This window comes from Pseudomonas huaxiensis (assembly GCF_003231275.1).
GTDB lineage: Bacteria > Pseudomonadota > Gammaproteobacteria > Pseudomonadales > Pseudomonadaceae > Aquipseudomonas > Aquipseudomonas huaxiensis.
Map to the genome: position 1 here is coordinate 1 of NZ_QKVL01000006.1, position 22,169 is coordinate 22,169.

21 protein-coding genes and 4 tRNA genes are annotated in these 22,169 nt (G+C 60.7%); 21 read left to right on the forward strand and 4 right to left on the reverse strand.

The genetic code is table 11. The features are described from left to right. Positions 1-145 precede the first annotated feature (145 nt). Genes DM374_RS09210 through DM374_RS09220 form a run of 3 tightly spaced genes read left to right on the forward strand, consistent with a single transcriptional unit; the run spans position 146 to position 3,711 of the window. Positions 146-805, forward strand: a complete 660-nt coding sequence (locus DM374_RS09210) for a paraquat-inducible protein A (protein ID WP_110969571.1) — start codon at positions 146-148, stop codon at positions 803-805. Next, a complete protein-coding gene (locus DM374_RS09215) occupies positions 792-1,415 on the forward strand; it encodes a paraquat-inducible protein A (RefSeq protein WP_110969572.1) in 624 nt (207 codons plus the stop codon). The genes DM374_RS09210 and DM374_RS09215 overlap by 14 nt, the downstream gene beginning before the upstream one ends. Further along, complete coding sequence (locus tag DM374_RS09220; protein WP_110969573.1) at positions 1,408-3,711, forward strand: PqiB family protein; 2,304 nt, start codon at positions 1,408-1,410, stop codon at positions 3,709-3,711. Before DM374_RS09215 ends, DM374_RS09220 begins: the two co-directional genes overlap by 8 nt. A 130-nt stretch (positions 3,712-3,841) precedes the next feature. Here the strand turns inward: DM374_RS09220 and rpsT are convergent, their stop codons facing one another. Continuing rightward, positions 3,842-4,114: a 30S ribosomal protein S20 gene (gene rpsT / locus DM374_RS09225; protein ID WP_095154376.1), complete on the reverse strand. Its 273-nt coding sequence runs from the start codon at positions 4,112-4,114 to the stop codon at positions 3,842-3,844. 252 nt (positions 4,115-4,366) lie between these two features. On the opposite strand from rpsT, the gene murJ reads away from it, so the two are divergent. From murJ to ispH, 6 genes are all read left to right on the forward strand, one after another. Continuing rightward, positions 4,367-5,905: a murein biosynthesis integral membrane protein MurJ gene (gene murJ / locus DM374_RS09230; RefSeq protein ID WP_110969754.1), complete on the forward strand. Its 1,539-nt coding sequence runs from the start codon at positions 4,367-4,369 to the stop codon at positions 5,903-5,905. A 118-nt stretch (positions 5,906-6,023) separates the two neighbouring features. Continuing rightward, the gene (gene ribF, locus DM374_RS09235; RefSeq protein WP_110969574.1) at positions 6,024-6,974 is read left to right on the forward strand and encodes a bifunctional riboflavin kinase/FAD synthetase; all 951 of its coding nucleotides are present in this window, start codon (positions 6,024-6,026) and stop codon (positions 6,972-6,974) included. Next, positions 6,971-9,802 (forward strand): isoleucine--tRNA ligase, encoded by a 2,832-nt coding sequence (gene ileS, locus DM374_RS09240; protein ID WP_110969575.1) that lies wholly within the window; start codon positions 6,971-6,973, stop codon positions 9,800-9,802. Before ribF ends, ileS begins: the two co-directional genes overlap by 4 nt. Next, positions 9,795-10,310, forward strand: a complete 516-nt coding sequence (gene lspA / locus DM374_RS09245; RefSeq protein ID WP_110969576.1) for a signal peptidase II — start codon at positions 9,795-9,797, stop codon at positions 10,308-10,310. The genes ileS and lspA overlap by 8 nt, the downstream gene beginning before the upstream one ends. Continuing rightward, the gene (fkpB, locus tag DM374_RS09250; RefSeq protein ID WP_110969577.1) at positions 10,303-10,740 is read left to right on the forward strand and encodes an FKBP-type peptidyl-prolyl cis-trans isomerase; all 438 of its coding nucleotides are present in this window, start codon (positions 10,303-10,305) and stop codon (positions 10,738-10,740) included. The genes lspA and fkpB overlap by 8 nt, the downstream gene beginning before the upstream one ends. A 14-nt stretch (positions 10,741-10,754) precedes the next feature. After that, on the forward strand, positions 10,755-11,702 hold the full coding sequence (gene ispH, locus DM374_RS09255; RefSeq protein WP_110969578.1) for a 4-hydroxy-3-methylbut-2-enyl diphosphate reductase: 948 nt from the start codon (positions 10,755-10,757) through the stop codon (positions 11,700-11,702). Here the strand turns inward: ispH and DM374_RS09260 are convergent. Beyond that, positions 11,601-12,203 carry a GspH/FimT family pseudopilin gene (locus DM374_RS09260; protein ID WP_225422463.1) on the reverse strand — a complete coding sequence of 201 codons (603 nt, stop codon included), beginning with the start codon at positions 12,201-12,203 and terminating at the stop codon, positions 11,601-11,603. The two genes, ispH and DM374_RS09260, sit on opposite strands and share 102 nt — an antisense overlap. A gap of 103 nt (positions 12,204-12,306) precedes the next feature. On the opposite strand from DM374_RS09260, the gene pilV reads away from it, so the two are divergent. From pilV to thiO, 5 genes are read left to right on the forward strand one after another with little or no spacing between them, the layout of a single operon-like run. Continuing rightward, positions 12,307-12,669, forward strand: coding sequence for a type IV pilus modification protein PilV (pilV, locus tag DM374_RS09265; protein WP_157969677.1), 363 nt, complete (start codon positions 12,307-12,309; stop codon positions 12,667-12,669). Next, positions 12,666-13,313, forward strand: a complete 648-nt coding sequence (locus tag DM374_RS09270) for a PilW family protein (protein WP_110969580.1) — start codon at positions 12,666-12,668, stop codon at positions 13,311-13,313. Before pilV ends, DM374_RS09270 begins: the two co-directional genes overlap by 4 nt. Further along, positions 13,313-13,828, forward strand: coding sequence for a pilus assembly PilX family protein (locus tag DM374_RS09275; protein ID WP_110969581.1), 516 nt, complete (start codon positions 13,313-13,315; stop codon positions 13,826-13,828). The genes DM374_RS09270 and DM374_RS09275 overlap by 1 nt, the downstream gene beginning before the upstream one ends. An 8-nt stretch (positions 13,829-13,836) precedes the next feature. Beyond that, a complete protein-coding gene (locus DM374_RS09280; protein WP_110969582.1) occupies positions 13,837-14,247 on the forward strand; it encodes a type IV pilin protein in 411 nt (136 codons plus the stop codon). Between the two features lie 56 nt (positions 14,248-14,303). Then, positions 14,304-15,407 carry a glycine oxidase ThiO gene (thiO, locus tag DM374_RS09285; RefSeq protein WP_110969583.1) on the forward strand — a complete coding sequence of 368 codons (1,104 nt, stop codon included), beginning with the start codon at positions 14,304-14,306 and terminating at the stop codon, positions 15,405-15,407. A gap of 19 nt (positions 15,408-15,426) precedes the next feature. On the opposite strand, the gene DM374_RS09290 is transcribed toward thiO, so the two are convergent. Together DM374_RS09290 and DM374_RS09295 are read right to left on the reverse strand one after the other, a co-directional pair. Then, complete coding sequence (locus DM374_RS09290) at positions 15,427-15,657, reverse strand: PP0621 family protein (RefSeq protein WP_095154398.1); 231 nt, start codon at positions 15,655-15,657, stop codon at positions 15,427-15,429. A 103-nt stretch (positions 15,658-15,760) separates the two neighbouring features. Then, positions 15,761-16,777, reverse strand: coding sequence for an outer membrane protein assembly factor BamD (locus DM374_RS09295; protein WP_095154400.1), 1,017 nt, complete (start codon positions 16,775-16,777; stop codon positions 15,761-15,763). Positions 16,778-16,926: 149 nt separating this feature from the next. On the opposite strand from DM374_RS09295, the gene rluD reads away from it, so the two are divergent. The 7 genes from rluD (at position 16,927) to DM374_RS09335 (ending at position 22,028) form a co-directional block, all read left to right on the forward strand. Then, positions 16,927-17,889, forward strand: a complete 963-nt coding sequence (gene rluD / locus DM374_RS09300; protein ID WP_110969584.1) for a 23S rRNA pseudouridine(1911/1915/1917) synthase RluD — start codon at positions 16,927-16,929, stop codon at positions 17,887-17,889. Further along, entirely contained in the window at positions 17,886-18,626 is a 741-nt protein-coding gene (gene pgeF / locus DM374_RS09305) for a peptidoglycan editing factor PgeF (protein WP_110969585.1), read from the forward strand. The genes rluD and pgeF overlap by 4 nt, the downstream gene beginning before the upstream one ends. A gap of 125 nt (positions 18,627-18,751) precedes the next feature. Continuing rightward, positions 18,752-21,316, forward strand: coding sequence for an ATP-dependent chaperone ClpB (gene clpB, locus DM374_RS09315; RefSeq protein ID WP_110969586.1), 2,565 nt, complete (start codon positions 18,752-18,754; stop codon positions 21,314-21,316). A 293-nt stretch (positions 21,317-21,609) separates the two neighbouring features. Further along, positions 21,610-21,685, forward strand: a tRNA-Asn gene (locus DM374_RS09320). A gap of 10 nt (positions 21,686-21,695) precedes the next feature. After that, a tRNA-Pro gene (locus tag DM374_RS09325) sits at positions 21,696-21,772 on the forward strand. A gap of 5 nt (positions 21,773-21,777) precedes the next feature. Next, positions 21,778-21,853 (forward strand) — tRNA-Lys (locus DM374_RS09330). 98 nt (positions 21,854-21,951) lie between these two features. After that, a tRNA-Pro gene (locus DM374_RS09335) sits at positions 21,952-22,028 on the forward strand. Positions 22,029-22,169 lie beyond the last annotated feature (141 nt).

The following is a 22,169-nucleotide window of genomic DNA, read 5'->3' on the forward strand; positions in this document are numbered from 1 at the left end:
CTTTTCCGGCTTTAATCTCGGCTTAGGCAGCGTTGTTTTGGCGGCTTGAACGCTTCAGCAGAATGCTGAGACTGCCTGCCCTTGCTCCCACAAATGGGAGTAAGAGCACTAGAATAGAGCCCGACATCTTATTCAGAAGCTATTTATGTCCGATCCCGCCGACGTTCGGCCGCTCGAGAATCTGCCTCTTGATCAATTGGTGGCCTGCCACGAGTGCGACCTGCTGATGCGCAAGCCGCTGCTCAAGCGAGACGAAAAGGCTCACTGCCCGCGCTGCGGATACGAACTCTATGCCCACCGCCATAATGTGGTTGAGCGAAGCCTGGCATTGGTCCTGGCTGCTTTACTGCTCTATGTGCCTGCGAACTTCTTGCCGATCATGCAACTCCATCTGTTGGGGCAAAGCGCCGACGATACGGTATGGAGTGGTGTGATCGGGTTGTACAACACGGGCATGCGGGGCATCGCTGTTGTGGTGTTCCTGTGCAGCATGGCGATTCCGCTACTTAAACTGCTGTGTCAGCTCGCTGTACTGCTGAGTATTCGCTGGAATGTTGGGAGGAATTACGGATTGCTCCTCTATCGCATTTATCACCATCTGCGCGATTGGGGCATGCTCGAGGTTTATTTCATGGGTGTGCTGGTCGCTATCGTCAAGCTGGTGGACCTTGCCGAGCTAAGCCTTGGGTTGGGTCTCTTGTGTTTCATCAGTCTGTTGCTGGTCCAGGTCTGGCTCGAGGTGGTGATGTCGCCACATCAGATTTGGGTGGCGTTATCTGGAGAAGACCTGCATGCGGGCGATTGATGCTGGAATCCTGATTTGTTGTGAGTGTCATGAACTCAACCGTCAGGAGCCCGATACAAGCGTCCAGACGTGCACGCGCTGTGGTGCGATCGTGCATGCGCGCCGGCCCAATAGCCTGGCCAGGACCTGGGCCTTGCTGATTACTGCAGGCATTCTTTATATCCCGGCGAACCTGCTACCGATCATGACGGTCAGTACGCTGGGCCAGGGTAGTCCGGACACAATCATGTCCGGCGTCATTACCTTGATGAAACACGGTATGTTGCCAATTGCTGCCGTGGTGTTCATCGCCAGTATTCTGGTGCCGACCTTCAAGCTGGTGGGTATCGCCTTGTTGCTGTATTCAGTGCAGCGTCATCAGCCGTTGTCCGCTCGCCAGCGAATCCTCATGTACCGTTTCATCGAGTTCATCGGGCGCTGGTCGATGCTGGATATCTTCGTCATCGCCATCCTTGTGGCGGTGGTCAACTTTGGTCGCATCGCCAGTGTCGAGGCCAACCTGGGCGCGATTGCCTTTGCCAGTGTGGTGATATTGACGATGTTTGCAGCAGTAACTTTCGATCCCCGACTTATCTGGGATAACACGGAGTCGGACGACGACCATGAGTGATTTGCCTACGGCTAGAACCCGCCCCGCTTCGAATTGGTCGGCTATCTGGATTTTGCCTTTGATCGCGTTGGTCATCGGTGGCTGGCTGGGCTGGCAGGCCTACCGGCAGTCAGGCGTAGATATCGAGGTCCGCTTCGAGAGTGGCGAGGGTATCGTCGCGAACAAGACTGAAGTGGTCTACAAAGGTATGCCGGTAGGTAAGGTAAAGAGCCTGGTTCTGGACGCCAAAGGCAGTAATACCGGCGTGATTGCCACCATCGAGATGAGCTCGGCTGCCGAGCCTCATTTGCTGGCCAATACGCGCTTCTGGCTGGTCAAGCCCAGCGTAACGCTCGCGGGCATTACAGGGTTGGAAACGCTGGTTTCCGGTAATTACATCGCAGTCAGCCCAGGGGATGGAGAGCCAACCAAGCGATTCGTCGCGCTGCCGGAGGCTCCTCCGTTATCCGATAGTGAGCCGGGACTGCATCTGACGCTCAAGGCCGACCGGCTGGGTTCGCTCAATCGTGACAGTCCGGTGTTCTACAAGCAGATTCAGGTCGGTCGGGTGAAGAGTTACCGGCTGGCGGAAGACCAGGGCACGGTAGAAATCAAGGTTTTCATTGAGCCGGCTTATGCTCCATTGGTGCGTAAACACACGCGTTTCTGGAATGCCAGCGGCGTCAGCGTCGATGCCAACCTGTCCGGGGTCAAGATCCGCAGTGAATCATTGGCCAGTATTGTGGCGGGCGGCATTGCCTTTGCCACGCCAGAGCACCGCAAGGACAGCCCGCCTACAGACCCGAGCCTGCCGTTCCGGCTGTATGAGGACTTCGATGCTGCCCAGGCCGGCATTCGTGTAAAGGTGAAGCTGAATGACTTCGAGGGGCTTCAGGCCGGCCGTACTCCGGTCATGTACAAGGGCATCCAGGTTGGCTCGTTGAAGGCTCTCAAGGTCGAGAGCGACCTGAACAGTGCGATGGCCGAACTCACCCTGGACCCGCTGGCGGAAGACTATCTGGTAGAGGGCACTCAATTCTGGGTGGTCAAACCGTCGATTTCCCTGGCGGGTATCACGGGTCTAGAGGCCTTGGTCAAGGGTAACTACATAGCGATTCGCCCAGGCGACAAAGGGGCATCACCGCAGCGTGAGTTCGAAGCCCGCGCCAAGGCCCCTCCGCTCGACTTGAAGGCTCCGGGTCTGCACCTGGTGCTGTTCAGCGACAACCTCGGCTCGCTGGAGGTGGGAAGTCCCGTCCTCTACCGGCAAGTGAAGGTGGGTACGGTGCAGAGCTACCAGTTCTCCCGCAAGCAGCAAAAGCGCCTGCTGATTGGCGTGCACATCGAGCCGGAGTATGCGGGCCTGGTCAATGGCTCGACGCGGTTCTGGAACGCCAGTGGCATTACCCTTACAGGCGGCCTGTCGGGCATACAGATCAAGAGTGAGTCGCTGCAGAGTTTGATGGCAGGAGGGATATCCTTCGATACACCGGTACCGAACGTTGCTCTCAAGCGCCGTATTCCCACATTCCGTCTGCACGAGAATCAGGAGGCAGCGAACCTTTCGGGTACCGCGATCACGATCAAGGTGGCCGATGCCGATGGTCTGAAAGTCGGTACGCCTATTCGCTTCAAGGGGCTCGATGTTGGCAAGGTGGAAGGGGTCGACCTGAGTGCAGACCTGCAATCCGTTTTGCTCAAGGCGCGTATAACCGAAGTGCCGGAGCGAATCGCCAGGGTTGGTACCCAGTTCTGGGTGGTCAAGCCAGCGCTCGGCATCGTCAAGACTGAGAATCTGGGCACTCTGGTTACGGGTCAGTATCTGGAAGTGCAGCCTGCCGCCAAGAGCCCGGGGCCGCAGCGTGACTTCGTGGCCTTGCCCGAGAAGCCAGAAGTCCTTGGGCCTCAGGAGGGCCTGGCGCTTGTGCTGAGTGCGGCGCGACGCGGGTCTATCAAGCCTGGTGTGCCTGTGACTTATCGGGAGATACCGGTCGGCAAGGTGACTGGGTTCGAATTGGGGCAGACGGCGGATCGAGTGCTGATCCACATCTTGATCGAACCGCGCTACGCGGCGTTGGTTCGGGGCGGCAGTCGCTTCTGGAACAGCAGTGGCTTCGGCTTTGAGCTGGGCCTCTTCAAGGGCGCAACGGTGCGGACCGAATCCTTGGAAACCCTGATCCAGGGGGGTATCGCCTTTGCGACGCCGGATGGCGAACAAATCGGCAAGCCGGCGTTACCGCAGCAGACCTTCGCACTGTTCGACAAGGCAGAGGACGAGTGGCTGCAATGGGCGCCGAAGATCCCGCTCGGTAAGTGATCCGCGGCCGGGCTCGGGTGAGAGTTATCCCCGGGCCTGGATGTGAATAACGCCGCTCTTGTAAGGTTTTCACCAGATTACAGGCAATAAAAAACCGACCCTGAGGTCGGTTTTTTAACAAGCTTGTCGCTTAGGCAGCAGCTTTCAGCGCCTTGATGTGGCCATTCAGACGGCCTTTATGGCGGGCAGCTTTGTTCTTGTGGATGATACCTTTGTCGGCCATACGGTCGATTACAGGTACAGCCAGGGTGTAAGCAGCTTGCGCTTTTTCGGCGTCTTTTGCGTCAATGGCTTTCACTACGTTTTTGATGTAGGTACGAACCATGGAACGCAGGCTGGCGTTGTGGCTGCGACGCTTCTCAGCCTGTTTTGCACGTTTTTTGGCGGAAGGTGAGTTGGCCACCGTCGAGCTCCTCGAAAGACTTGGTAAATAGCAAACAAAATAGGCCGCGAATCATGCCGATGAGTTGACCGGTTGTCAAGGCCGAGGACGGGGTTCCGCCCAATGGCCAATCTCTCCATCGGGATGATTCCCTTCTGGTGCATGACCTGTAAACTCGGGAGCTTTTGCGCTGCCTGTTTTGCGCGGCGCGCAGTATCGCATATCCGGATGGCTTTCGGCCTGCCCTTCATCTCTCAGCATGAAAAACTTTCGATGAATCTGCTCAAATCCCTGGCTGCGGTCAGCTCCATCACCATGGTGTCGCGTGTGCTGGGTTTTGTACGGGACACCATTCTTGCACGTATTTTCGGTGCTGGAGTCGCAACCGACGCCTTCTTCATTGCCTTCAAGCTGCCCAATCTGTTGCGGCGGATCTTCGCAGAGGGCGCATTCTCCCAGGCATTCGTGCCCATCCTGGCCGAATACAAGACCCAGCATGGTGAAGAAGCGACCCGTACGTTTGTCGCTTATGTCGCCGGGTTGCTGACCCTGGTGCTGGCACTGGTCACGGTGGCCGGTGTGCTGGCCGCCCCTTGGGTGGTCTGGGCTACGGCACCTGGTTTTGTCGACAGCGAGGAGAAATTTCAGCTCACCACTGACCTGTTGCGTGTGACGTTTCCTTATATATTGCTGATCTCGCTGTCGTCCCTGGCCGGCGCAATCCTCAATACCTGGAACCGTTTCTCGGTGCCGGCGTTTGTGCCGACCCTGCTCAACGTCGCGATGATTTTCTTCGCCTTGTTCCTCACGCCCTATTTCGATCCACCCGTCATGGCGCTCGGCTGGGCGGTGCTGGTGGGCGGTCTGTTGCAACTGCTTTATCAACTGCCTCATCTGAAAAAGATCGGCATGCTGGTGCTACCTCGCCTCAATCTCCGTGATTCCGGTGTCTGGCGCGTGCTTAAACAAATGCTGCCCGCGATCCTTGGCGTCTCGGTCAGTCAAATCTCGCTGATCATCAACACCATTTTTGCGTCGTTCCTGGTGGCGGGCTCGGTGTCGTGGATGTACTACGCCGACCGCCTCATGGAATTGCCTTCCGGCGTCCTGGGCGTGGCGCTGGGCACCATCCTCCTGCCGACCCTGGCCAAGACCTATGCCAACAGGGACCGCCAGCAGTATTCGCAAATCCTCGATTGGGGGCTGCGCCTGTGTTTCCTGCTGGTGCTGCCCTGTGCTCTGGCCCTGGCTGTCTTGTCGGAGCCTTTGACCGTGGCCTTGTTCCAGTACGGCAAGTTCAGCGCGTTCGATGCGCAGATGACCCAGCGTGCGCTGATTGCCTACTCGGTGGGGCTGCTCGGCATCATCCTGATCAAGGTGCTGGCTCCTGGTTTCTATGCGCAGCAGAACATCCGTACTCCGGTGAAGATCGCGATTTTCACCCTGATCTCGACGCAACTGCTCAACCTGGTATTTGTCGGGCCACTGCAGCACGCCGGTCTGGCCTTGGCCATCAGTGTCGGCGCGTGCCTCAATGCCGGTCTGTTGTACTGGAAGTTGCGTCAACAGCAGCTGTTCGAACCGCAGCCGGGCTGGGGGCGTTTTCTGCTCAAGCTGGTCATTGCGGTGATCCTGATGTCGGCCGTGTTGATCGTAGGCCTGGTATTCATGCCGCCTTGGGCGCAGGGCGACATGCTGATGCGGTTCTTGCGGCTGGGCGCGTTGATCGCGGCTGGCATCCTGACCTATTTCGGCAGCCTGTTCCTGTTCGGCTTCCGTCCCCGAGACTTCGCCCGCAAGGCGCTGCACTGATGGACGGCGCGGGTCAGGCGTCGGTTTTGTACGATCGACGTCCTGGCTTCGCGCTGTTGCCTGTCGTCGGCGCCCGGGTGTGGTTATAATCGACCACTTTATGAGCAAGAAGCGCGTTATGCAGCTGGTTCGAGGCCTCCACAACCTTCGCCCCCGGCACCGGGGCTGCGTTGCAACTATCGGCAATTTCGACGGTGTTCACCGCGGCCACCAGGCCATCCTGGCGCGTCTGCGTGAGCGCGCGGTAGAGCTGGGCGTGCCCAGTTGCGTGGTCATTTTCGAGCCACAGCCGCGTGAGTATTTCGCTCCGGAAACCGCTCCGGCCCGTCTGGCTCGCCTGCGCGACAAGGTGGCCCTGCTGGCCGCCGAAGGTGTCGACCGGGTGTTGTGCCTGGCGTTCAACCAGCGCCTGAGCAGGCTCAGCGCCAGCGAGTTCGTCGAAACTATTTTGGTCGACGGCCTGGGCGTGAAGCATCTTGAAGTCGGCGACGACTTCCGCTTCGGTTGCGACCGTCTCGGCGACTTCGCCTTCCTGCAGGATGCGGGTAGCCGCCACGGCTTCTCCGTCGAGGCGGCGCAGACCGTCGAACTCGACGGGCTGCGAGTCAGCAGCACGCAGGTTCGCGATGCGCTGGCCGCTGCGGACTTCGCGCTGGCCGAGCGTCTGCTGGGGCGGCCGTTCCGTATCCGTGGTCGAGTGCTGCACGGACAGAAGCTGGCTCGGCAGTTGGGTACGCCCACCGCCAACGTACAACTCAAGCGCCGTCGTGTGCCGCTGAGCGGGGTCTACCTGGTCAGTGTGCCGATCGATGGCAAGGCTTGGCCCGGTGTCGCCAATATTGGCGTGCGGCCAACCGTTTCCGGGGATGGCAGCGCCCACCTGGAAGTGCATCTGCTGGATTTTGCCGGTGATCTGTATGGCCGGCGCCTTACGGTGGAATTCCACCACAAGCTGCGTGAAGAGCAGCGCTTCGCCTCCCTGGAGGCGCTCAAGTCGGCGATCGATGCGGATATCGCCGCCGCACGTGCCCATTGGCACGCTCAACCGCTAACGAAGAGCCTGAAATGACCGACTATAAAGCCACGCTTAACCTTCCGGACACCGCCTTCCCTATGAAGGCCGGCCTGCCACAGCGCGAACCGCAGATCCTGCAGCGCTGGGACAGTATTGGCCTGTACCGGAAGCTGCGCGAAATTGGCAAGGATCGTCCGAAGTTCGTCCTGCACGACGGCCCGCCCTACGCCAACGGCAAGATCCACATCGGTCATGCGCTCAACAAGATTCTCAAGGACATGATTGTCCGCTCCAAGACCCTGTCCGGCTTCGACGCGCCTTATGTTCCGGGCTGGGACTGCCACGGCCTGCCGATCGAGCACAAGGTCGAAGTCACCCATGGCAAGCACCTGACCGCGGACAAGACCCGCGAGCTGTGCCGTGCCTACGCCGCCGAGCAGATCGAAGGCCAGAAGGCCGAGTTCATCCGTCTGGGCGTGCTGGGTGACTGGGACAACCCGTACAAGACCATGGACTTCGCCAACGAGGCCGGCGAAATCCGTGCCCTGGCTGAAATCGTCAAGCACGGTTTCGTGTTCAAGGGGTTGAAACCGGTCAACTGGTGCTTCGATTGCGGTTCGGCCCTGGCTGAAGCCGAAGTCGAGTACGCCGACAAGAAATCCCAGACCATCGACGTCGCCTTCAAGGCCGCCGATGAAGACAAGCTGGCCGCCGCATTTGGCCTGGCCTCTCTGTCCAAGCCGGCTTCCATCGTGATCTGGACCACCACCCCGTGGACCATCCCGGCCAACCAGGCGCTGAACATCCATCCGGAATTCACCTACGCCCTGGTCGACGTCGGCGACAAGCTGCTGGTGCTGGCCGAGGAACTGGTCGAGTCCTGCCTCAAGCGCTACTCGCTGGAAGGTTCGGTCATCGCCACCGCGCCGGGTTCGGCGCTGGAACTGATCAACTTCCGCCATCCGTTCTACGACCGCCTGTCGCCTGTATACCTGGCCGAGTATGTCGAGCTGGGCGCCGGTACCGGCGTGGTGCACTCCGCGCCGGCCTACGGTGAGGACGACTTCGTCACCTGCAAGCGCTACGGCATGGTCAACGACGACATCCTGACCCCGGTGCAGAGCAACGGTGTGTACGTCGACTCGCTGGAGTTCTTCGGCGGCCAGTTCATCTGGAAAGCCAACCCGCACATCGTTGACAAGCTGGCCGAAGTCGGTTCGCTGCTGTTCACCGAAACCATCAGCCACAGCTACATGCACTGCTGGCGCCACAAGTCCGCGCTGATCTACCGCGCCACCGCGCAGTGGTTCGTGGGCATGGACAAGCAGCCGGACATCGGCGACACCCTGCGTGAGCGTGCACTCAAGGCTATCGAAGACACCAAGTTCGTCCCGGCCTGGGGCCAGGCGCGCCTGCACTCGATGATCGCCAACCGTCCTGACTGGTGCATCTCGCGTCAGCGTAACTGGGGTGTTCCGATCCCGTTCTTCCTGAACAAGCAGACCGGCGAGCTGCACCCGCGCACCGTCGAACTGATGGAAGAAGTGGCCAAGCGCGTCGAGCAAGAAGGCATCGAGGCCTGGTTCAAGCTGGACGCCGCCGAATTGCTGGGTGAAGAGGCTGCCCAGTACGACAAGATCGCCGACACCCTCGACGTCTGGTTCGACTCCGGCACCACGCACTGGCACGTACTGCGCGGTTCGCACAACATCGGTCACGAAGCCGGTCCGCGCGCCGACCTGTACCTGGAAGGTTCCGACCAGCACCGCGGCTGGTTCCACTCCTCGCTGCTGACCGGTTGCGCGATCGACAACCATGCGCCGTACCGCGAGCTGCTGACCCACGGTTTCACCGTCGACGAAAACGGTCGCAAGATGTCCAAGTCGCTGGGTAACACCATCGAGCCGCAGAAGGTCAACGACACCCTGGGCGCCGACATCATGCGTCTGTGGGTTTCGGCCACCGACTACTCCGGCGAGATGGCAGTTTCCGACCAGATTCTGCAGCGCAGCGCCGATGCCTATCGCCGTATCCGCAACACCGCGCGCTTCCTGCTGTCCAACCTGTCCGGCTTCGACCCGGCCCGCGACTTGCTGCCGGCCGAAGACATGCTGGCGCTGGATCGCTGGGCTGTTGATCGCACCCTGCTGCTGCAACGCGAGCTGGAAGAGCACTACAGCGAATACCGCTTCTGGAACGTCTACTCGAAGATCCACAACTTCTGCGTGCAGGAGCTGGGTGGTTTCTACCTGGACATCATCAAGGACCGTCAGTACACCACTGGCACCAACAGCGTTGCCCGTCGCTCCTGTCAGACCGCGCTGTATCACATCTCCGAAGCGCTGGTGCGTTGGATCGCACCGATCCTGGCGTTCACCGCCGACGAGCTGTGGCAGTACCTGCCAGGCGAGCGTAACGAGTCGGTCATGCTCAACACCTGGTACCAGGGACTGAGCGAACTGCCGGAAGGCATCGAGCTGGATCGCGCCTACTGGGATCGCGTGATGGCGGTGAAGGCGGCAGTCAACAAGGAACTGGAGAACCAACGTTCGGCCAAGGCCATCGGTGGCAACCTGCAGGCCGAAGTGACCCTGTTCGCCGACGAGTCCCTGGGTAACGACCTGGTCAAGCTGGGCAACGAACTGCGCTTCGTACTGATCACGTCCGCTGCCAGCGTCGCGCCGTTCGTCGAAGCGCCGGCCGATGCCGTGGTTACCGATGTCGCCGGTCTGAAGCTGAAGGTGGTCAAGTCCGGTCACGCCAAGTGCGGCCGTTGCTGGCACTTCCGCGCTGACGTCGGAATCAACCCTGCGCATCCGGAAATCTGTGGTCGTTGCGTCGACAACATCAGCGGCAGCGGTGAGGTGCGTCACTATGCCTAATGTGGCTGCGGGGCGTTTCGGACGCCTTGCCTGGCTCTGGCTGAGCGTGCTGGTCCTGGCCCTTGACCAGGCCAGCAAGTTTTACTTCGAAGGTGCGTTGAGTCTGTACCAGCAGATCGTGGTCATTCCGGACTACTTCAGCTGGACCCTGGCCTACAACACCGGTGCTGCCTTCAGCTTCCTGGCTGACAGCTCCGGCTGGCAGCGCTGGCTGTTCGCCCTGATCGCGGTAGTGGTCAGTGCGGTGCTGGTGGTCTGGCTCAAGCGCCTTGGGCGCAACGAGACCTGGCTGGCGGTCGCACTGGCGCTGGTGCTCGGTGGTGCCCTGGGCAACCTGTACGACCGTATCGTGCTGGGCCACGTGGTCGACTTCATTCTGGTGCACTGGCAGAACCGCTGGTACTTCCCGGCCTTCAATCTGGCCGACAGCGCCATTACCGCAGGTGCGGTGATGCTGGCGCTGGATATGTTCAAGAGCAAAAAGTCCGGAGAACCTGTCCATGACTGAAACCCGTATCGGCCAGAACACCGAAGTCACCCTGCACTTCGCACTGCATCTGGAAAACGGCGATACCGTCGACAGCACGTTCGACAAGGCGCCGGCGGTATTCAAAGTCGGCGACGGCAACCTGTTGCCCGGCTTCGAGGCAGCCATCTTTGGCTTCAAGGCGGGCGACAAGCGCAGCGTAGCCGTTGCCCCCGAGAATGCCTTCGGCCAGCCCAACCCGCAGAACGTACAGATCATGCCGCGCTCGCAGTTCCAGGACATGGAGCTGTCCGAGGGCCTGCTGGTCATCTTCAACGACGCGGCCAACGCGGAACTGCCTGGCGTGGTGAAGGCGTTCGACGACGCTCAAGTGACCGTCGACTTCAACCATCCTCTGGCTGGCAAGACCCTGAACTTCGAGGTGGAAATCCTCGAGGTGAAGGCCCTCTGAGCCTGGAGTCCCTCATGCAGATCAAACTCGCCAACCCCCGTGGCTTCTGTGCCGGCGTGGACCGGGCGATCGAAATCGTCAATCGGGCACTGGAGGTCTTCGGGCCGCCGATCTACGTCCGTCACGAAGTCGTGCACAACAAGTTCGTCGTCGAAGACCTGCGCGCCCGTGGTGCGATCTTCGTCGAAGAGCTCGATCAGGTGCCGGATGACGTCATCGTGATTTTCAGTGCCCATGGTGTTTCCCAGGCCGTGCGCCAGGAAGCGGCCGGACGTGGCCTGAAAGTCTTCGATGCCACTTGTCCGCTGGTGACCAAGGTGCACATCGAAGTGGCGCGCTACAGCCGCGACGGTAAGGAGTGCATCCTCATCGGCCATGCCGGTCACCCGGAAGTCGAAGGCACCATGGGTCAGTACGACACCGGCAATGGTGGCTCTATCTACCTGGTCGAGGATGAAGAAGATGTTGCCCGGCTCGAGGTGCGCAACCCTGAGCAACTGGCCTTCGTAACTCAGACCACGCTGTCGATGGATGACACCAGCCGCGTTATCGATGCGCTGCGCACACGCTTCCCCAGCATCGGTGGGCCGCGCAAGGACGACATCTGTTACGCCACGCAAAACCGCCAGGATGCGGTCAAGCAACTGGCTGCCGAGTCCGATGTGGTGCTGGTGGTTGGTAGCCCGAACAGTTCCAACTCCAACCGCCTGCGCGAGCTGGCGGAGCGTATGTCGACGCCGGCCTACCTGATCGATGGCGCCGAGGACCTGCAACGCAACTGGTTCGATGGCGTCGAGCGGATCGGTATCACCGCTGGCGCTTCCGCGCCGGAAGTGCTGGTGCGGGGCGTGATTCAGCAGCTACGCGATTGGGGCGCCACCGGGGCCCAGGAGCTGGACGGTCGCGAGGAGAACGTCACCTTCTCGATGCCCAAGGAGCTGCGGGTTCGCCCGATCAACTGAGCTTCGTTCGCATAAGGGTTTGTCGGTCGGCGCATGCAGCAGGCTGACACGCCCGCTGCGTGATAGCACGATCTGGTAGAGATTTTCCTGCTCGGGTTTCCCGCACACCTGCAGGGACCCGGACAGGAAAGCACCTCCGTGCCGCAACGGCACCCCCAACCCGCTGAATCGTACCTGTTGGGCGACCGGCTGATTGCCGATGATCCTCACGTGCCCCTTCGCGGAATACTCTCGTAACAATGGTGTGTCGCTGTGTTCGAGCAGCATGCGCCAGCCGTTTCCCCAGCCTCCCTCCATTGCTTGAAGCGTGATCACCCGGTTGCGCAGCAAAGCCTCGCTGCGCGCGGCTCTCAGTGCCTGGGCGAGGTGTTTCGCTGCGGCCTGTTGTTGCAGGTCACTGCTCATTTTGCTGTAGGTCGTTGTTCCAAGCTGGGTCAGCAAAGCCGACAGCGCCAGCGCGAACATCATTTGAATCAGTGTTACGCCCTTTTGCTTCACCATGCGTTCCTCCCTGGAAGTGCTTCTCTGTAGGTTCGACCGTGAACCGGATGGCGTCGAGTCAGCCGGGTTTGCAGTTTGCCGAGGAATATTCGCGGAGGTGTGCATGGCAAGGAAGCCACAGCAGGGGTTGACCCTGATTGAAGTGATGGTTGCGCTGGTGCTGTTGTCGTCAGGGCTTTTGGCGATGGCTGCCTTGCAAGGGCGCGCATTGCAGGGCTCCGATGGCGCCCGGATCGCCAGCCAGATTGCCTGGCTGGCGCAGGGGATGTTGGAGCGTGCGCGTTCGGCGGGCGGTATCGATGCCGCGGACCGGCTTGAGTTTCAGCAGTCGGTCGAGGCGTTTGTCGGTGGGGCAGGGCAAGGAGAGGTTCGTGAAGACGCCAGCCGGGTGCATGTGAGCATTGGCTGGAGCGAGGAGCGGATTGGCGGTGGGCTGCGGCTCCATGAGCTGGGTGGTGTGCGATGAAGGCGGCAGCAGGTTTCAGCCTGGTCGAGGTGTTGCTGGCGCTGAGCCTGGGTTTGCTGGTGGTCATGTCCGGCAGCCGGGTTTTCATTGCTGCCTTGCAGAGCTGGCAGGCGCAGGAGATTGCCGCCGGGCTACAGGAAGACGCGCGTTTTGCCCTGCAGCGGCTGGCGCGGGATATCCGGATGGCGGGCATGTTCGGCTGCCTGCGGCCCGAGGCCATGACGTTCGCAAGTCCCGCCACTGCGCAGGCATTCTCACACCCTGTCAGTCTGGAGCGCACGGGTGATGGCAAGTTGCACAGCCTCACCTTGATCAGTGCCCAGGCTGGGGAGTTGGGCGGTGCGCCGGACTGGACGTTGATCACTGATTGCCGGACCACCGCCGATGTCGTTGAAGGCGTTGCGCCGCCTCGGGCAGGCACCTTCACGGTACCGCTGCGCCGCCAGGTGTATCGATTGAACGCCGCCGACCTGCAGCTAAGCAGTGGTGGCAGCAATGCGGTGCTGATTGGAAATATCAGCCGGCTGGACGTCGAGCAGGAGGTGGACATCCTGACGCTCCGCCTCACCCTGGACGATCCGCAACGGCGAGTACGTTCGCAGACCTACCATCTGGCGGTCGCGCTTCGCAACGGGAGGCCGTGATGCGCAGGCGTGCAGCAAGGCAATGTGGAAACGTTGTGCTGCTGTGCATGACGCTACTGATGTTGTTGGGCTTGCTGGGACTGTCGGCCATGCAGGGTGCGATCCAGCAGCAACGCATGGCCAACAATCTGCTGGCTTCGATGCGGGCGTTCGAGTCGGCGGAGCGGCTGTTGCGGGTGGGAGAGGCGGGTCTGCCAGGGGCCGTCATTGGCCCTTGTGGTGTCTGCCTGCCGCCCCCGGAAGCCGAGTGGGTGCAAGCGGCGGGTATTCATCCGGGAGACGGTGGCTCTGGGCTTGTCTGGCAGCGTGGGGACGCCGGTCTTTACCTGATCCAGAACCTGGGGTTGAGCAATCTCGCACGGGGCATGCCGGAAGCGCTGTCAGTCACGCTGTTTCGTATTACTGCCATCGGCCTGGAGGGGGAGTCCCGGGTCGTCCTTGAAAGCACCTTTGCGTGGCCGGAACCGCCGGGTTCTGTGCCTGCCCGGCGTATCGCCTGGCGGCAAATATTCTAGGAGTATTCATGCAGCGAACCGAGAAGGGCCTGAGCCTCATTGAACTGTTGATTGTCGTCGCACTGGTCGGCATGCTGGCGAGCATTGCCTACCCCAGCTACAGCGAAATGGTCAAAAAGGCCGCGCGCACGGAAATAGCCGGGATCTTGTTCGAAAGCGCGCAGCACCTGGAGCAGCACCACTCCCGCACCGGTCGCTATACCGACTCCGAAGCGGGAACGGCCCGACTGCCGGACGGAAACGCCCATTACAGCCTGTATGCCAAGCGCGAAGCCGACAGCTACGTCCTGACTGCCAGACGGCGGTTCGACGCTGCCATGGCTTCTGACGCCTGTGGCGATTTCGAACTTGATCATCGAGGTGTGCGGTCCAATCCTTCGCACGGCGAGGACGCGGGCCTGGGCTGCTGGGGCGGTTGAACTCATTCATGGCGCCAGGCTGGCGCCGCGGTTCATTTCGGGTACTGGATCTACAGATGACCAAGCAAGTAGTGATTGTGGGTGGCGGTGTGATCGGCCTGCTGACGGCGTTCAACCTGGCCAGGGACGTCGAGCGGGTGGTGGTGTGCGACAAGGGCGAACTGGGCGGTGAGTCGTCCTGGGCGGGTGGCGGTATCGTTTCGCCGCTTTATCCCTGGCGCTACAGCCCGGCGGTGACTGCCTTGGCGCATTGGTCCCAGGATTTCTATCCACAGCTTGGCGAGCATCTGTTCAGCAGCACTGGCGTCGACCCGCAGGTTCATGTGACCGGCCTGTACTGGCTTGATCTGGATGACGAAGCCGAAGCGCTGGCCTGGGCGAAGCGGGAAGGGCGCCCTTTGAGCAAGGTCGCGGTGTCCGAGGCGTATGCCGCCGTGCCTGTTCTCGGTCCGGGCTTCAGTAGTGCGGTGTACATGGCCGGTGTTGCCAACGTCCGTAATCCGCGCTTGCTGAAGTCGCTCAAGGCGGCATTGCAGGCGCTGCCCAACGTTACCCTTCAGGAACATTGCGAAATCACCGGATTCGTCCGCGAAGGCGAGCGCATTGCCGGTGTCCAGACCGCTACGGGGATTATCGAGGCGGATGAGGTGGTGCTCACGGCCGGGGCCTGGAGTGGTGACCTTCTGCGGCTGCTAGGCTTCTCTCTGCCCGTGGAGCCGGTCAAAGGGCAGATGATTCTGTTCAAGTGTGCCGAAGACTTCCTGCCCAGCATGGTCCTGGCCAAGGGGCGCTATGCGATCCCGCGTCGTGATGGCCACATTCTGGTAGGCAGTACGCTGGAACATGCCGGTTACGACAAGACGCCGACCCCGGACGCGCTGCAAAGCCTGCGGGCTTCGGCGATCGAATTGCTGCCGGCGCTGGCCGATGCGACACCGGTGGGGCATTGGGCGGGATTGCGCCCCGGCTCTCCGGAGGGGGTGCCATACATTGGCCGGGTGCCGGGCTGCGAGGGTCTGTGGCTGAACTGCGGGCATTACCGTAACGGCCTGGTGCTGGCGCCAGCTTCCTGCCAGTTGTTCAGCGACCTGCTGAGCGGACGTGAGCCGATCATCGATCCGGCACCTTATGCGCCCCAAGGGCGCCTGGAAACGCTCTGAGCGGCGGCAGCGGTTGGCCTCAGCGTTTGTCGCTGGGGCCTTGTTCCAGATGTGCCGTGCTGCAGTACCACTCGTTGCCGCGATGCAGGGCGCGGTCGTTTGGCAGGTGCACGCCGCAATGAGAACAGCGCACCATCTTCAGCGGGGCGTCCAGAGGCGTGGAGGTGGAGGCGGCACTGCCTGCCTTGAACTTGCGCCACAGCCAGAACGCGGCGGCAATCAGGGCAATCCAGAAAAGTAGGCGAACCATGGTGTCCAGCTTATTCAGTGAAGATGCGCCAGTTTAGAAGAGCTGCTGACGGCGGCCAATAAAAAAGGGAGGCCCAAGCCTCCCTTTTTTCATTTCGTTGCGATCAGTCAAACACACCGAAGGTCATGTAGCTGAACCACGAGCGGTCATCATTGTTGCCTTCGGCTTCGTGATGCTCTTCCTGCATCACATCACCGTCTTTGGGCAGCAGATCTTCCGGAATCGCTTCCTTGGCATCTTCGTACTGCTTGATCACGTCCTGGTTGGCGCGGGTTTCACCCGGCGGCAGCGGCGCTGCGGTTTCGATCAGGCCCAGCGTTGCCTTGGACAGCCAGCCGCGGTTGTCGGCTTCTTCCTGGCGCGGCACGAACTGACCGTCAACCAGGCTCGGATGGTCAGGGTAGTTGAGCTTCAGGGTTTCCAGGCTGGTGGCAGCCAGGTCGTCCAGGTGCAGACGCTGGTAGGCCTCGACCATCACGGCCAGGCCGTCGCCGACCGATGGGGTTTCCTGGAAGTTCTCCACCACATAGCGACCGCGGTTGGCAGCAGCGACGTAGGCCTGACGGGTCAGGTAGTAGTCGGCAACGTGGATTTCGTAGGAAGCCAGCAGGTTGCGCAGGTAGATCATCCGCTGCTTGGCATCAGGCGCGTAGCGGCTGTTGGGGTAGCGGCTGGTCAGCTGGGCAAATTCGTTGTACGAGTCGCGGGCGGCACCCGGATCACGCTTGGTCATGTCCAGCGGCAGGAAGCGCGCCAGCAGGCCACGGTCCTGGTCGAAAGACGTCAGGCCCTTCAGGTAGTAGGCGTAATCGACGTTCGGGTGCTGGGGGTGCAGGCGAATGAAACGCTCGGCCGCGGACTTGGCCGCTTCAGGCTCGGCGTTCTTGTAGTTCGCGAAGATCAGCTCAAGTTGCGCCTGGTCGGCGTAGCGACCGAACGGATAACGCGACTCCAGTGCCTTCAGTTTTGCGGTGGCGCTGGTATAGCTGTGGTTGTCCAGGTCAGCTTGCGCCTGCTGGTACAACTCGGCTTCGCTCAGGTTTTCGTCGACGACTTCCTTCGAAGAACAAGCAGCGGTCAGTCCGAGGATGGCGATCAGCAGCAGGTGTTTCACTTGCATGGCGGCTTGCGTCCCTATGACGGCCGCTGTCTTGGGCGTGGCCGTCCTGTTATGATGAGCGCCCCGTGGAACCCTCGGGGCAAAAGACGCCGTATTTAACCACAAGCGCGCAGCCGAAACCAAAGGCTGTGCCGTCGCCTGATTCGAGCATGTCCGAGATCATTCAACTTAGCGCAGAGGTGCCGTCCGAATTGGGCGGTCAACGCCTCGACCAAGTCGCCGCCCAATTATTCGCTGAGCACTCGCGCTCGCGCCTATCCGCCTGGATCAAAGAGGGCCTACTGACCGTCGATGGCAATGTCGTGCGCCCGCGTGACATCGTCCATGGCGGTGCCATCCTGGCCCTCAAGGCCGAGCAGGAAGCCCAGGGCGAGTGGATCGCCCAGGACATCGCGCTGGACATCGTCTACGAAGACGACCAGATCCTGGTGATCAACAAGCCAACTGGCCTTGTGGTTCACCCGGCTGCCGGTCATGCCGACGGCACCCTGCTCAATGCCCTGTTGCACCACGTTCCGGACATCATCAATGTGCCGCGTGCCGGCATCGTCCATCGGCTGGACAAGGACACCACCGGTCTGATGGTGGTGGCCAAGACCCTGGAAGCGCAGACCAATCTGGTCGCGCAGTTGCAGAGTCGCACGGTCAGCCGCATCTATGAGTGCATCGTGGTGGGCGTGGTGACTGCTGGCGGCAAGATCAACGCCCCTATCGGTCGCCACGGCTCGCAACGTCAGCGCATGGCGGTGATGGACAGCGGCAAGCCGGCCATCAGCCACTACCGTGTTCTGGAACGCTTCCGCTCCCACACGCATGTGCGGGTCAAGCTGGAGACCGGGCGTACCCACCAGATTCGGGTGCACATGGCTCACGTCAACTTCCCGCTGGTAGGTGATCCGGTGTATGGCGGGCGTTTCCGCATTCCGCCAGCCGCCAACCCCACCATGGTTGATGCACTCAAGACCTTCCCGCGTCAGGCGCTGCACGCGCGCTTCCTGGAGCTCGCACATCCGACCACCGGTCAGCGCATGAAGTGGGAATCGCCGCTGCCGGATGATTTCGTCTGGATGCTGTCGCTGCTCAAGCAGGACCGCGAGGCGTTCGTCGGATGAGCCTCCTGGCTCCCAGCCTGCTGATTCCGGACTGGCCAGCGCCAGCTCGGGTCAGGGCGTGCGTGACAACGCGCGCGGGCGGGACCAGCCAGGTGCCTTACGACACGCTCAACCTCGGCGACCATGTTGGTGATGCGCCGGCAGCAGTGGCCGAAAACCGCCGACGCCTGACCGAAGAATGTACCGTTCGTCCGGCCTGGCTCAAGCAGGTACATGGTCTTGCGGTGGCCTATGCCGATCCGCAGGTGATTGCCGAAGCCGACGCCAGTTGGACGGATGTTCCCGGTATCGCCTGCACGGTGATGACCGCCGACTGTCTGCCCGCACTGTTCTGTGATCGCGCCGGCACCCGGGTAGCCGCGGCGCATGCCGGCTGGCGCGGTCTGGCGGGCGGTGTGCTGGAAGCCACGCTGGACACCCTGGCGGTGGATCCCCGGGATGTTCTGGTCTGGCTGGGGCCGGCAATCGGACCGCAGGCCTTCGAAGTGGGCGCTGAGGTTCGCGAGGCGTTCATGGCCATTCATCCTCAAGCCGCCTCGGCTTTTGTGCCCGGCGCCCAGCCAGGCAAGTTCATGGCCGACATCTATGCCCTGGCGCGCATTCGCCTGGCTGCGCGGGGTGTCGAGGCTGTGTATGGCGGTGGTTACTGCACAGTGACCGATTCGCGCTTCTTCTCTTATCGACGCAATCCGCACACGGGTCGCTTCGCCTCGCTGGTCTGGCTCGAACCCAACTGACCTGAGTCAACGGCGTCAGCCTTGAATCTTCCAAAATGATCCACATCTACAGTGGTATCTCAGGCAGGCTTCTCTTCATCAGGTGTGTCCATCGCTCCGGCCTGCCCTATTAAGGAAGGTAACTTATGCGAATAGACCGTTTGACCAGCAAATTACAGCTGGCGTTATCCGATTCCCAATCCTTGGCTGTGGGTATGGACCATCCTGCCATCGAGCCCGCGCACTTGCTGCAGGCACTCATTGACCAGCAGGGCGGTTCGATCAAACCACTGCTGATGCAGGTCGGTTTCGACGTGCCCAGTCTGCGTACCGCGTTGAGCAAAGAGCTCGACCAACTGCCGAAAATCCAGAACCCGACTGGCGACGTGAACATGTCGCAGGATCTGGCGCGCCTGCTCAATCAGGCTGACCGCCTTGCCCAACAGAAAGGCGACCAGTTCATTTCCAGTGAGTTGGTGCTGCTGGCGGCAATGGACGAGAACAGCAAACTGGGCAAATTGTTGCTCGGCCAGGGCGTGACCAAGAAAGCCCTGGAGAATGCCATCAGCAACCTGCGCGGCGGCGATGCGGTGAATGACCCCAACGCCGAAGAGTCCCGTCAGGCGCTGGACAAGTACACCGTAGACCTGACCAGGCGCGCCGAAGAAGGCAAGCTGGACCCGGTGATCGGCCGTGACGACGAAATCCGCCGCACCATCCAGGTCCTGCAGCGCCGGACCAAAAACAATCCGGTGCTGATCGGTGAGCCTGGTGTGGGTAAAACCGCCATCGCCGAAGGTCTGGCCCAGCGCATCATCAATGGCGAAGTGCCGGACGGCCTGAAAGGCAAGCGTCTGCTGTCGCTGGACATGGGCGCGCTGATTGCTGGCGCCAAGTTCCGCGGCGAGTTCGAAGAGCGGCTTAAATCGCTGCTTAATGAACTGTCCAAGCAAGAAGGGCAGATCATCCTGTTCATCGACGAACTGCACACCATGGTCGGCGCCGGTAAAGGCGAAGGCTCCATGGACGCAGGCAACATGCTCAAACCGGCATTGGCTCGCGGCGAGCTGCATTGCGTCGGTGCGACCACGCTGAACGAATATCGCCAATACATCGAGAAGGATGCGGCGCTGGAGCGGCGTTTCCAGAAGGTGCTTGTGGAAGAGCCGAGCGAGGAAGACACCATTGCCATCCTCCGCGGCCTTAAAGAACGCTATGAAGTGCACCATAAGGTGGCGATCACCGACGGTGCGATCATTGCCGCAGCCAAGCTCAGCCATCGCTACATCACGGATCGTCAGTTGCCGGACAAGGCCATCGACCTGATCGACGAAGCCGCCAGCCGCATCCGCATGGAGATCGACTCCAAGCCCGAAGTGCTGGACCGTCTGGAGCGCCGTCTGATTCAGTTGAAGGTGGAATCCCAGGCACTGAAGAAAGAAGACGACGAAGCGGCGATCAAGCGCCTGGAAAAACTGACCGAGGAAATTGCCCGGCTCGAGCGTGAATACTCCGACCTGGAGGAGATCTGGACGTCGGAGAAAGCCGAAGTACAGGGCTCGGCGCAGATCCAGCAGAAGATCGAACAGTCGCGTCAGGAGCTGGAATCGGCACGACGCAAAGGTGACCTCAGCCGCATGGCCGAGCTGCAGTACGGGGTGATCCCGGATCTGGAGCGCAGCCTGCAGATGGTCGACCAACACGGCAAGTCTGAGAACCAACTGCTGCGCAACAAGGTGACCGAGGAAGAAATTGCCGAAGTGGTCTCGAAGTGGACCGGTATCCCGGTAGCCAAGATGCTCGAAGGCGAGCGGGAAAAACTACTGAAGATGGAAGGCCTGCTGCACGAGCGGGTGATTGGCCAGGATGAGGCGGTGGTGGCGGTGGCCAACGCCGTGCGTCGTTCCCGCGCCGGTCTGTCCGATCCGAACCGGCCAAGTGGTTCGTTCCTGTTCCTCGGCCCGACCGGTGTCGGTAAAACCGAGCTGTGCAAGGCGTTGGCGGAGTTCCTCTTTGATACTGAGGAGGCGATGGTCCGCATCGATATGTCCGAGTTCATGGAGAAACATTCCGTGGCTCGTCTGATTGGTGCCCCACCAGGCTATGTCGGTTACGAAGAGGGCGGTTACCTGACCGAGGCGGTGCGTCGCAAGCCGTATTCGGTGGTGCTGCTCGATGAGGTCGAGAAGGCCCATCCGGACGTGTTCAACGTGTTGCTGCAGGTGCTGGAAGACGGTCGCCTGACCGACAGCCACGGACGTACGGTGGACTTCCGCAATACAGTGATCGTCATGACGTCCAACCTGGGCTCTGCACAGATCCAGGACCTGGTCGGTGATCGCGAGGCGCAACGTGCCGCGGTGATGGATGCGGTGGGCGCGCACTTCCGGCCGGAGTTCGTCAACCGGATCGACGAGGTGGTGGTCTTCGAGCCTTTGGGCCGCGATCAGATCGCTGGTATCACCCAGATCCAGCTTGGCCGCCTGCGCAGCCGCCTGGCCGAGCGCGAGCTGAACCTGGAGCTGAGTCCGGAAGCCATCGACAAGCTGATTGCCGTTGGCTACGACCCGGTCTATGGCGCACGACCACTGAAACGGGCGATCCAGCGCTGGATCGAGAACCCGCTGGCGCAATCGATCCTTGCCGGGCGCTTCCTGCCAGGCACGTCGATTACCGCCACAGTGGACGGCGACGAGATCGTTTTCGCCTGATTTTTCGGCGGGTTGAGAGAAGGCCTCGAAATTCGAGGCCTTTTTTCTTTGCATTTTCTTTCGAGTGCTTGTAAAGTGCGCCCCGCTGTATGTCACCCCAGATTTCCGGTGGTAGAAGAAATCTGAAAACAAGTTGCAAATCAGTAAGTTGAATGCAAATTGAGGGGTTGACAAAGGTTTTGAAGGTTGTAGAATGACGCGCCTCAGAGACATGAACGCAGCGATGCACAAGGTCGAAGAGTTCGAGGCGGTAGTGATACAGCATTCGAAATTGCAGTACTGAAATTGATAGTTCCGCGATAGCTCAGTCGGTAGAGCAAATGACTGTTAATCATTGGGTCCCTGGTTCGAGTCCAGGTCGCGGAGCCAAATTTCAAGCCGGGGTATAGCGCAGTCCGGTAGCGCGCCTGCTTTGGGAGCAGGATGTCAGGAGTTCGAATCCCCTTACCCCGACCATTTTTGGGTCGTTAGCTCAGTTGGTAGAGCAGTTGGCTTTTAACCAATTGGTCGTAGGTTCGAATCCTACACGACCCACCATTTTCGAGCCCGGTTCGCTGGGTTTGAATCTTAAAAGGTTGGAACGCCATTAGCGTCCAGCCGCGAAAAAGGCGCCTTAACCGGTGCCTTTTTTTTACCGGGGTATAGCGCAGTCCGGTAGCGCGCCTGCTTTGGGAGCAGGATGTCAGGAGTTCGAATCCCCTTACCCCGACCATATTCAGAAGAAGGGCACCCGCAAGGGTGCCCTTTTTCGTTTGTGCCTCAACCTTTTCCTGTTGCGCTCACGCCCCTGTTTTCCCTAGGGTGTGCGGGCAGGGATAGCACTAAGCCATTAATTCTTCTCGTCGAGCTCATC

What these genes read in the sequence shown, in the direction of transcription:
- DM374_RS09210 (WP_110969571.1), top strand. Translation starts at nt 146, where the DNA reads ATGTCCGATCCCGCCGACGTTCGGCCGCTCGAGAATCTGCCTCTTGAT.
- DM374_RS09215 (WP_110969572.1), top strand. Translation starts at nt 792, where the DNA reads ATGCGGGCGATTGATGCTGGAATCCTGATTTGTTGTGAGTGTCATGAA.
- DM374_RS09220 (WP_110969573.1), top strand. Translation starts at nt 1,408, where the DNA reads ATGAGTGATTTGCCTACGGCTAGAACCCGCCCCGCTTCGAATTGGTCG.
- murJ (WP_110969754.1), top strand. Translation starts at nt 4,367, where the DNA reads ATGAATCTGCTCAAATCCCTGGCTGCGGTCAGCTCCATCACCATGGTG.
- ribF (WP_110969574.1), top strand. Translation starts at nt 6,024, where the DNA reads ATGCAGCTGGTTCGAGGCCTCCACAACCTTCGCCCCCGGCACCGGGGC.
- ileS (WP_110969575.1), top strand. Translation starts at nt 6,971, where the DNA reads ATGACCGACTATAAAGCCACGCTTAACCTTCCGGACACCGCCTTCCCT.
- lspA (WP_110969576.1), top strand. Translation starts at nt 9,795, where the DNA reads ATGCCTAATGTGGCTGCGGGGCGTTTCGGACGCCTTGCCTGGCTCTGG.
- fkpB (WP_110969577.1), top strand. Translation starts at nt 10,303, where the DNA reads ATGACTGAAACCCGTATCGGCCAGAACACCGAAGTCACCCTGCACTTC.
- ispH (WP_110969578.1), top strand. Translation starts at nt 10,755, where the DNA reads ATGCAGATCAAACTCGCCAACCCCCGTGGCTTCTGTGCCGGCGTGGAC.
- DM374_RS09260 (WP_225422463.1), bottom strand. Translation starts at nt 12,203, where the DNA reads ATGGTGAAGCAAAAGGGCGTAACACTGATTCAAATGATGTTCGCGCTG.
- pilV (WP_157969677.1), top strand. Translation starts at nt 12,307, where the DNA reads ATGGCAAGGAAGCCACAGCAGGGGTTGACCCTGATTGAAGTGATGGTT.
- DM374_RS09270 (WP_110969580.1), top strand. Translation starts at nt 12,666, where the DNA reads ATGAAGGCGGCAGCAGGTTTCAGCCTGGTCGAGGTGTTGCTGGCGCTG.
- DM374_RS09275 (WP_110969581.1), top strand. Translation starts at nt 13,313, where the DNA reads ATGCGCAGGCGTGCAGCAAGGCAATGTGGAAACGTTGTGCTGCTGTGC.
- DM374_RS09280 (WP_110969582.1), top strand. Translation starts at nt 13,837, where the DNA reads ATGCAGCGAACCGAGAAGGGCCTGAGCCTCATTGAACTGTTGATTGTC.
- thiO (WP_110969583.1), top strand. Translation starts at nt 14,304, where the DNA reads ATGACCAAGCAAGTAGTGATTGTGGGTGGCGGTGTGATCGGCCTGCTG.
- DM374_RS09290 (WP_095154398.1), bottom strand. Translation starts at nt 15,657, where the DNA reads ATGGTTCGCCTACTTTTCTGGATTGCCCTGATTGCCGCCGCGTTCTGG.
- DM374_RS09295 (WP_095154400.1), bottom strand. Translation starts at nt 16,777, where the DNA reads ATGCAAGTGAAACACCTGCTGCTGATCGCCATCCTCGGACTGACCGCT.
- rluD (WP_110969584.1), top strand. Translation starts at nt 16,927, where the DNA reads ATGTCCGAGATCATTCAACTTAGCGCAGAGGTGCCGTCCGAATTGGGC.
- pgeF (WP_110969585.1), top strand. Translation starts at nt 17,886, where the DNA reads ATGAGCCTCCTGGCTCCCAGCCTGCTGATTCCGGACTGGCCAGCGCCA.
- clpB (WP_110969586.1), top strand. Translation starts at nt 18,752, where the DNA reads ATGCGAATAGACCGTTTGACCAGCAAATTACAGCTGGCGTTATCCGAT.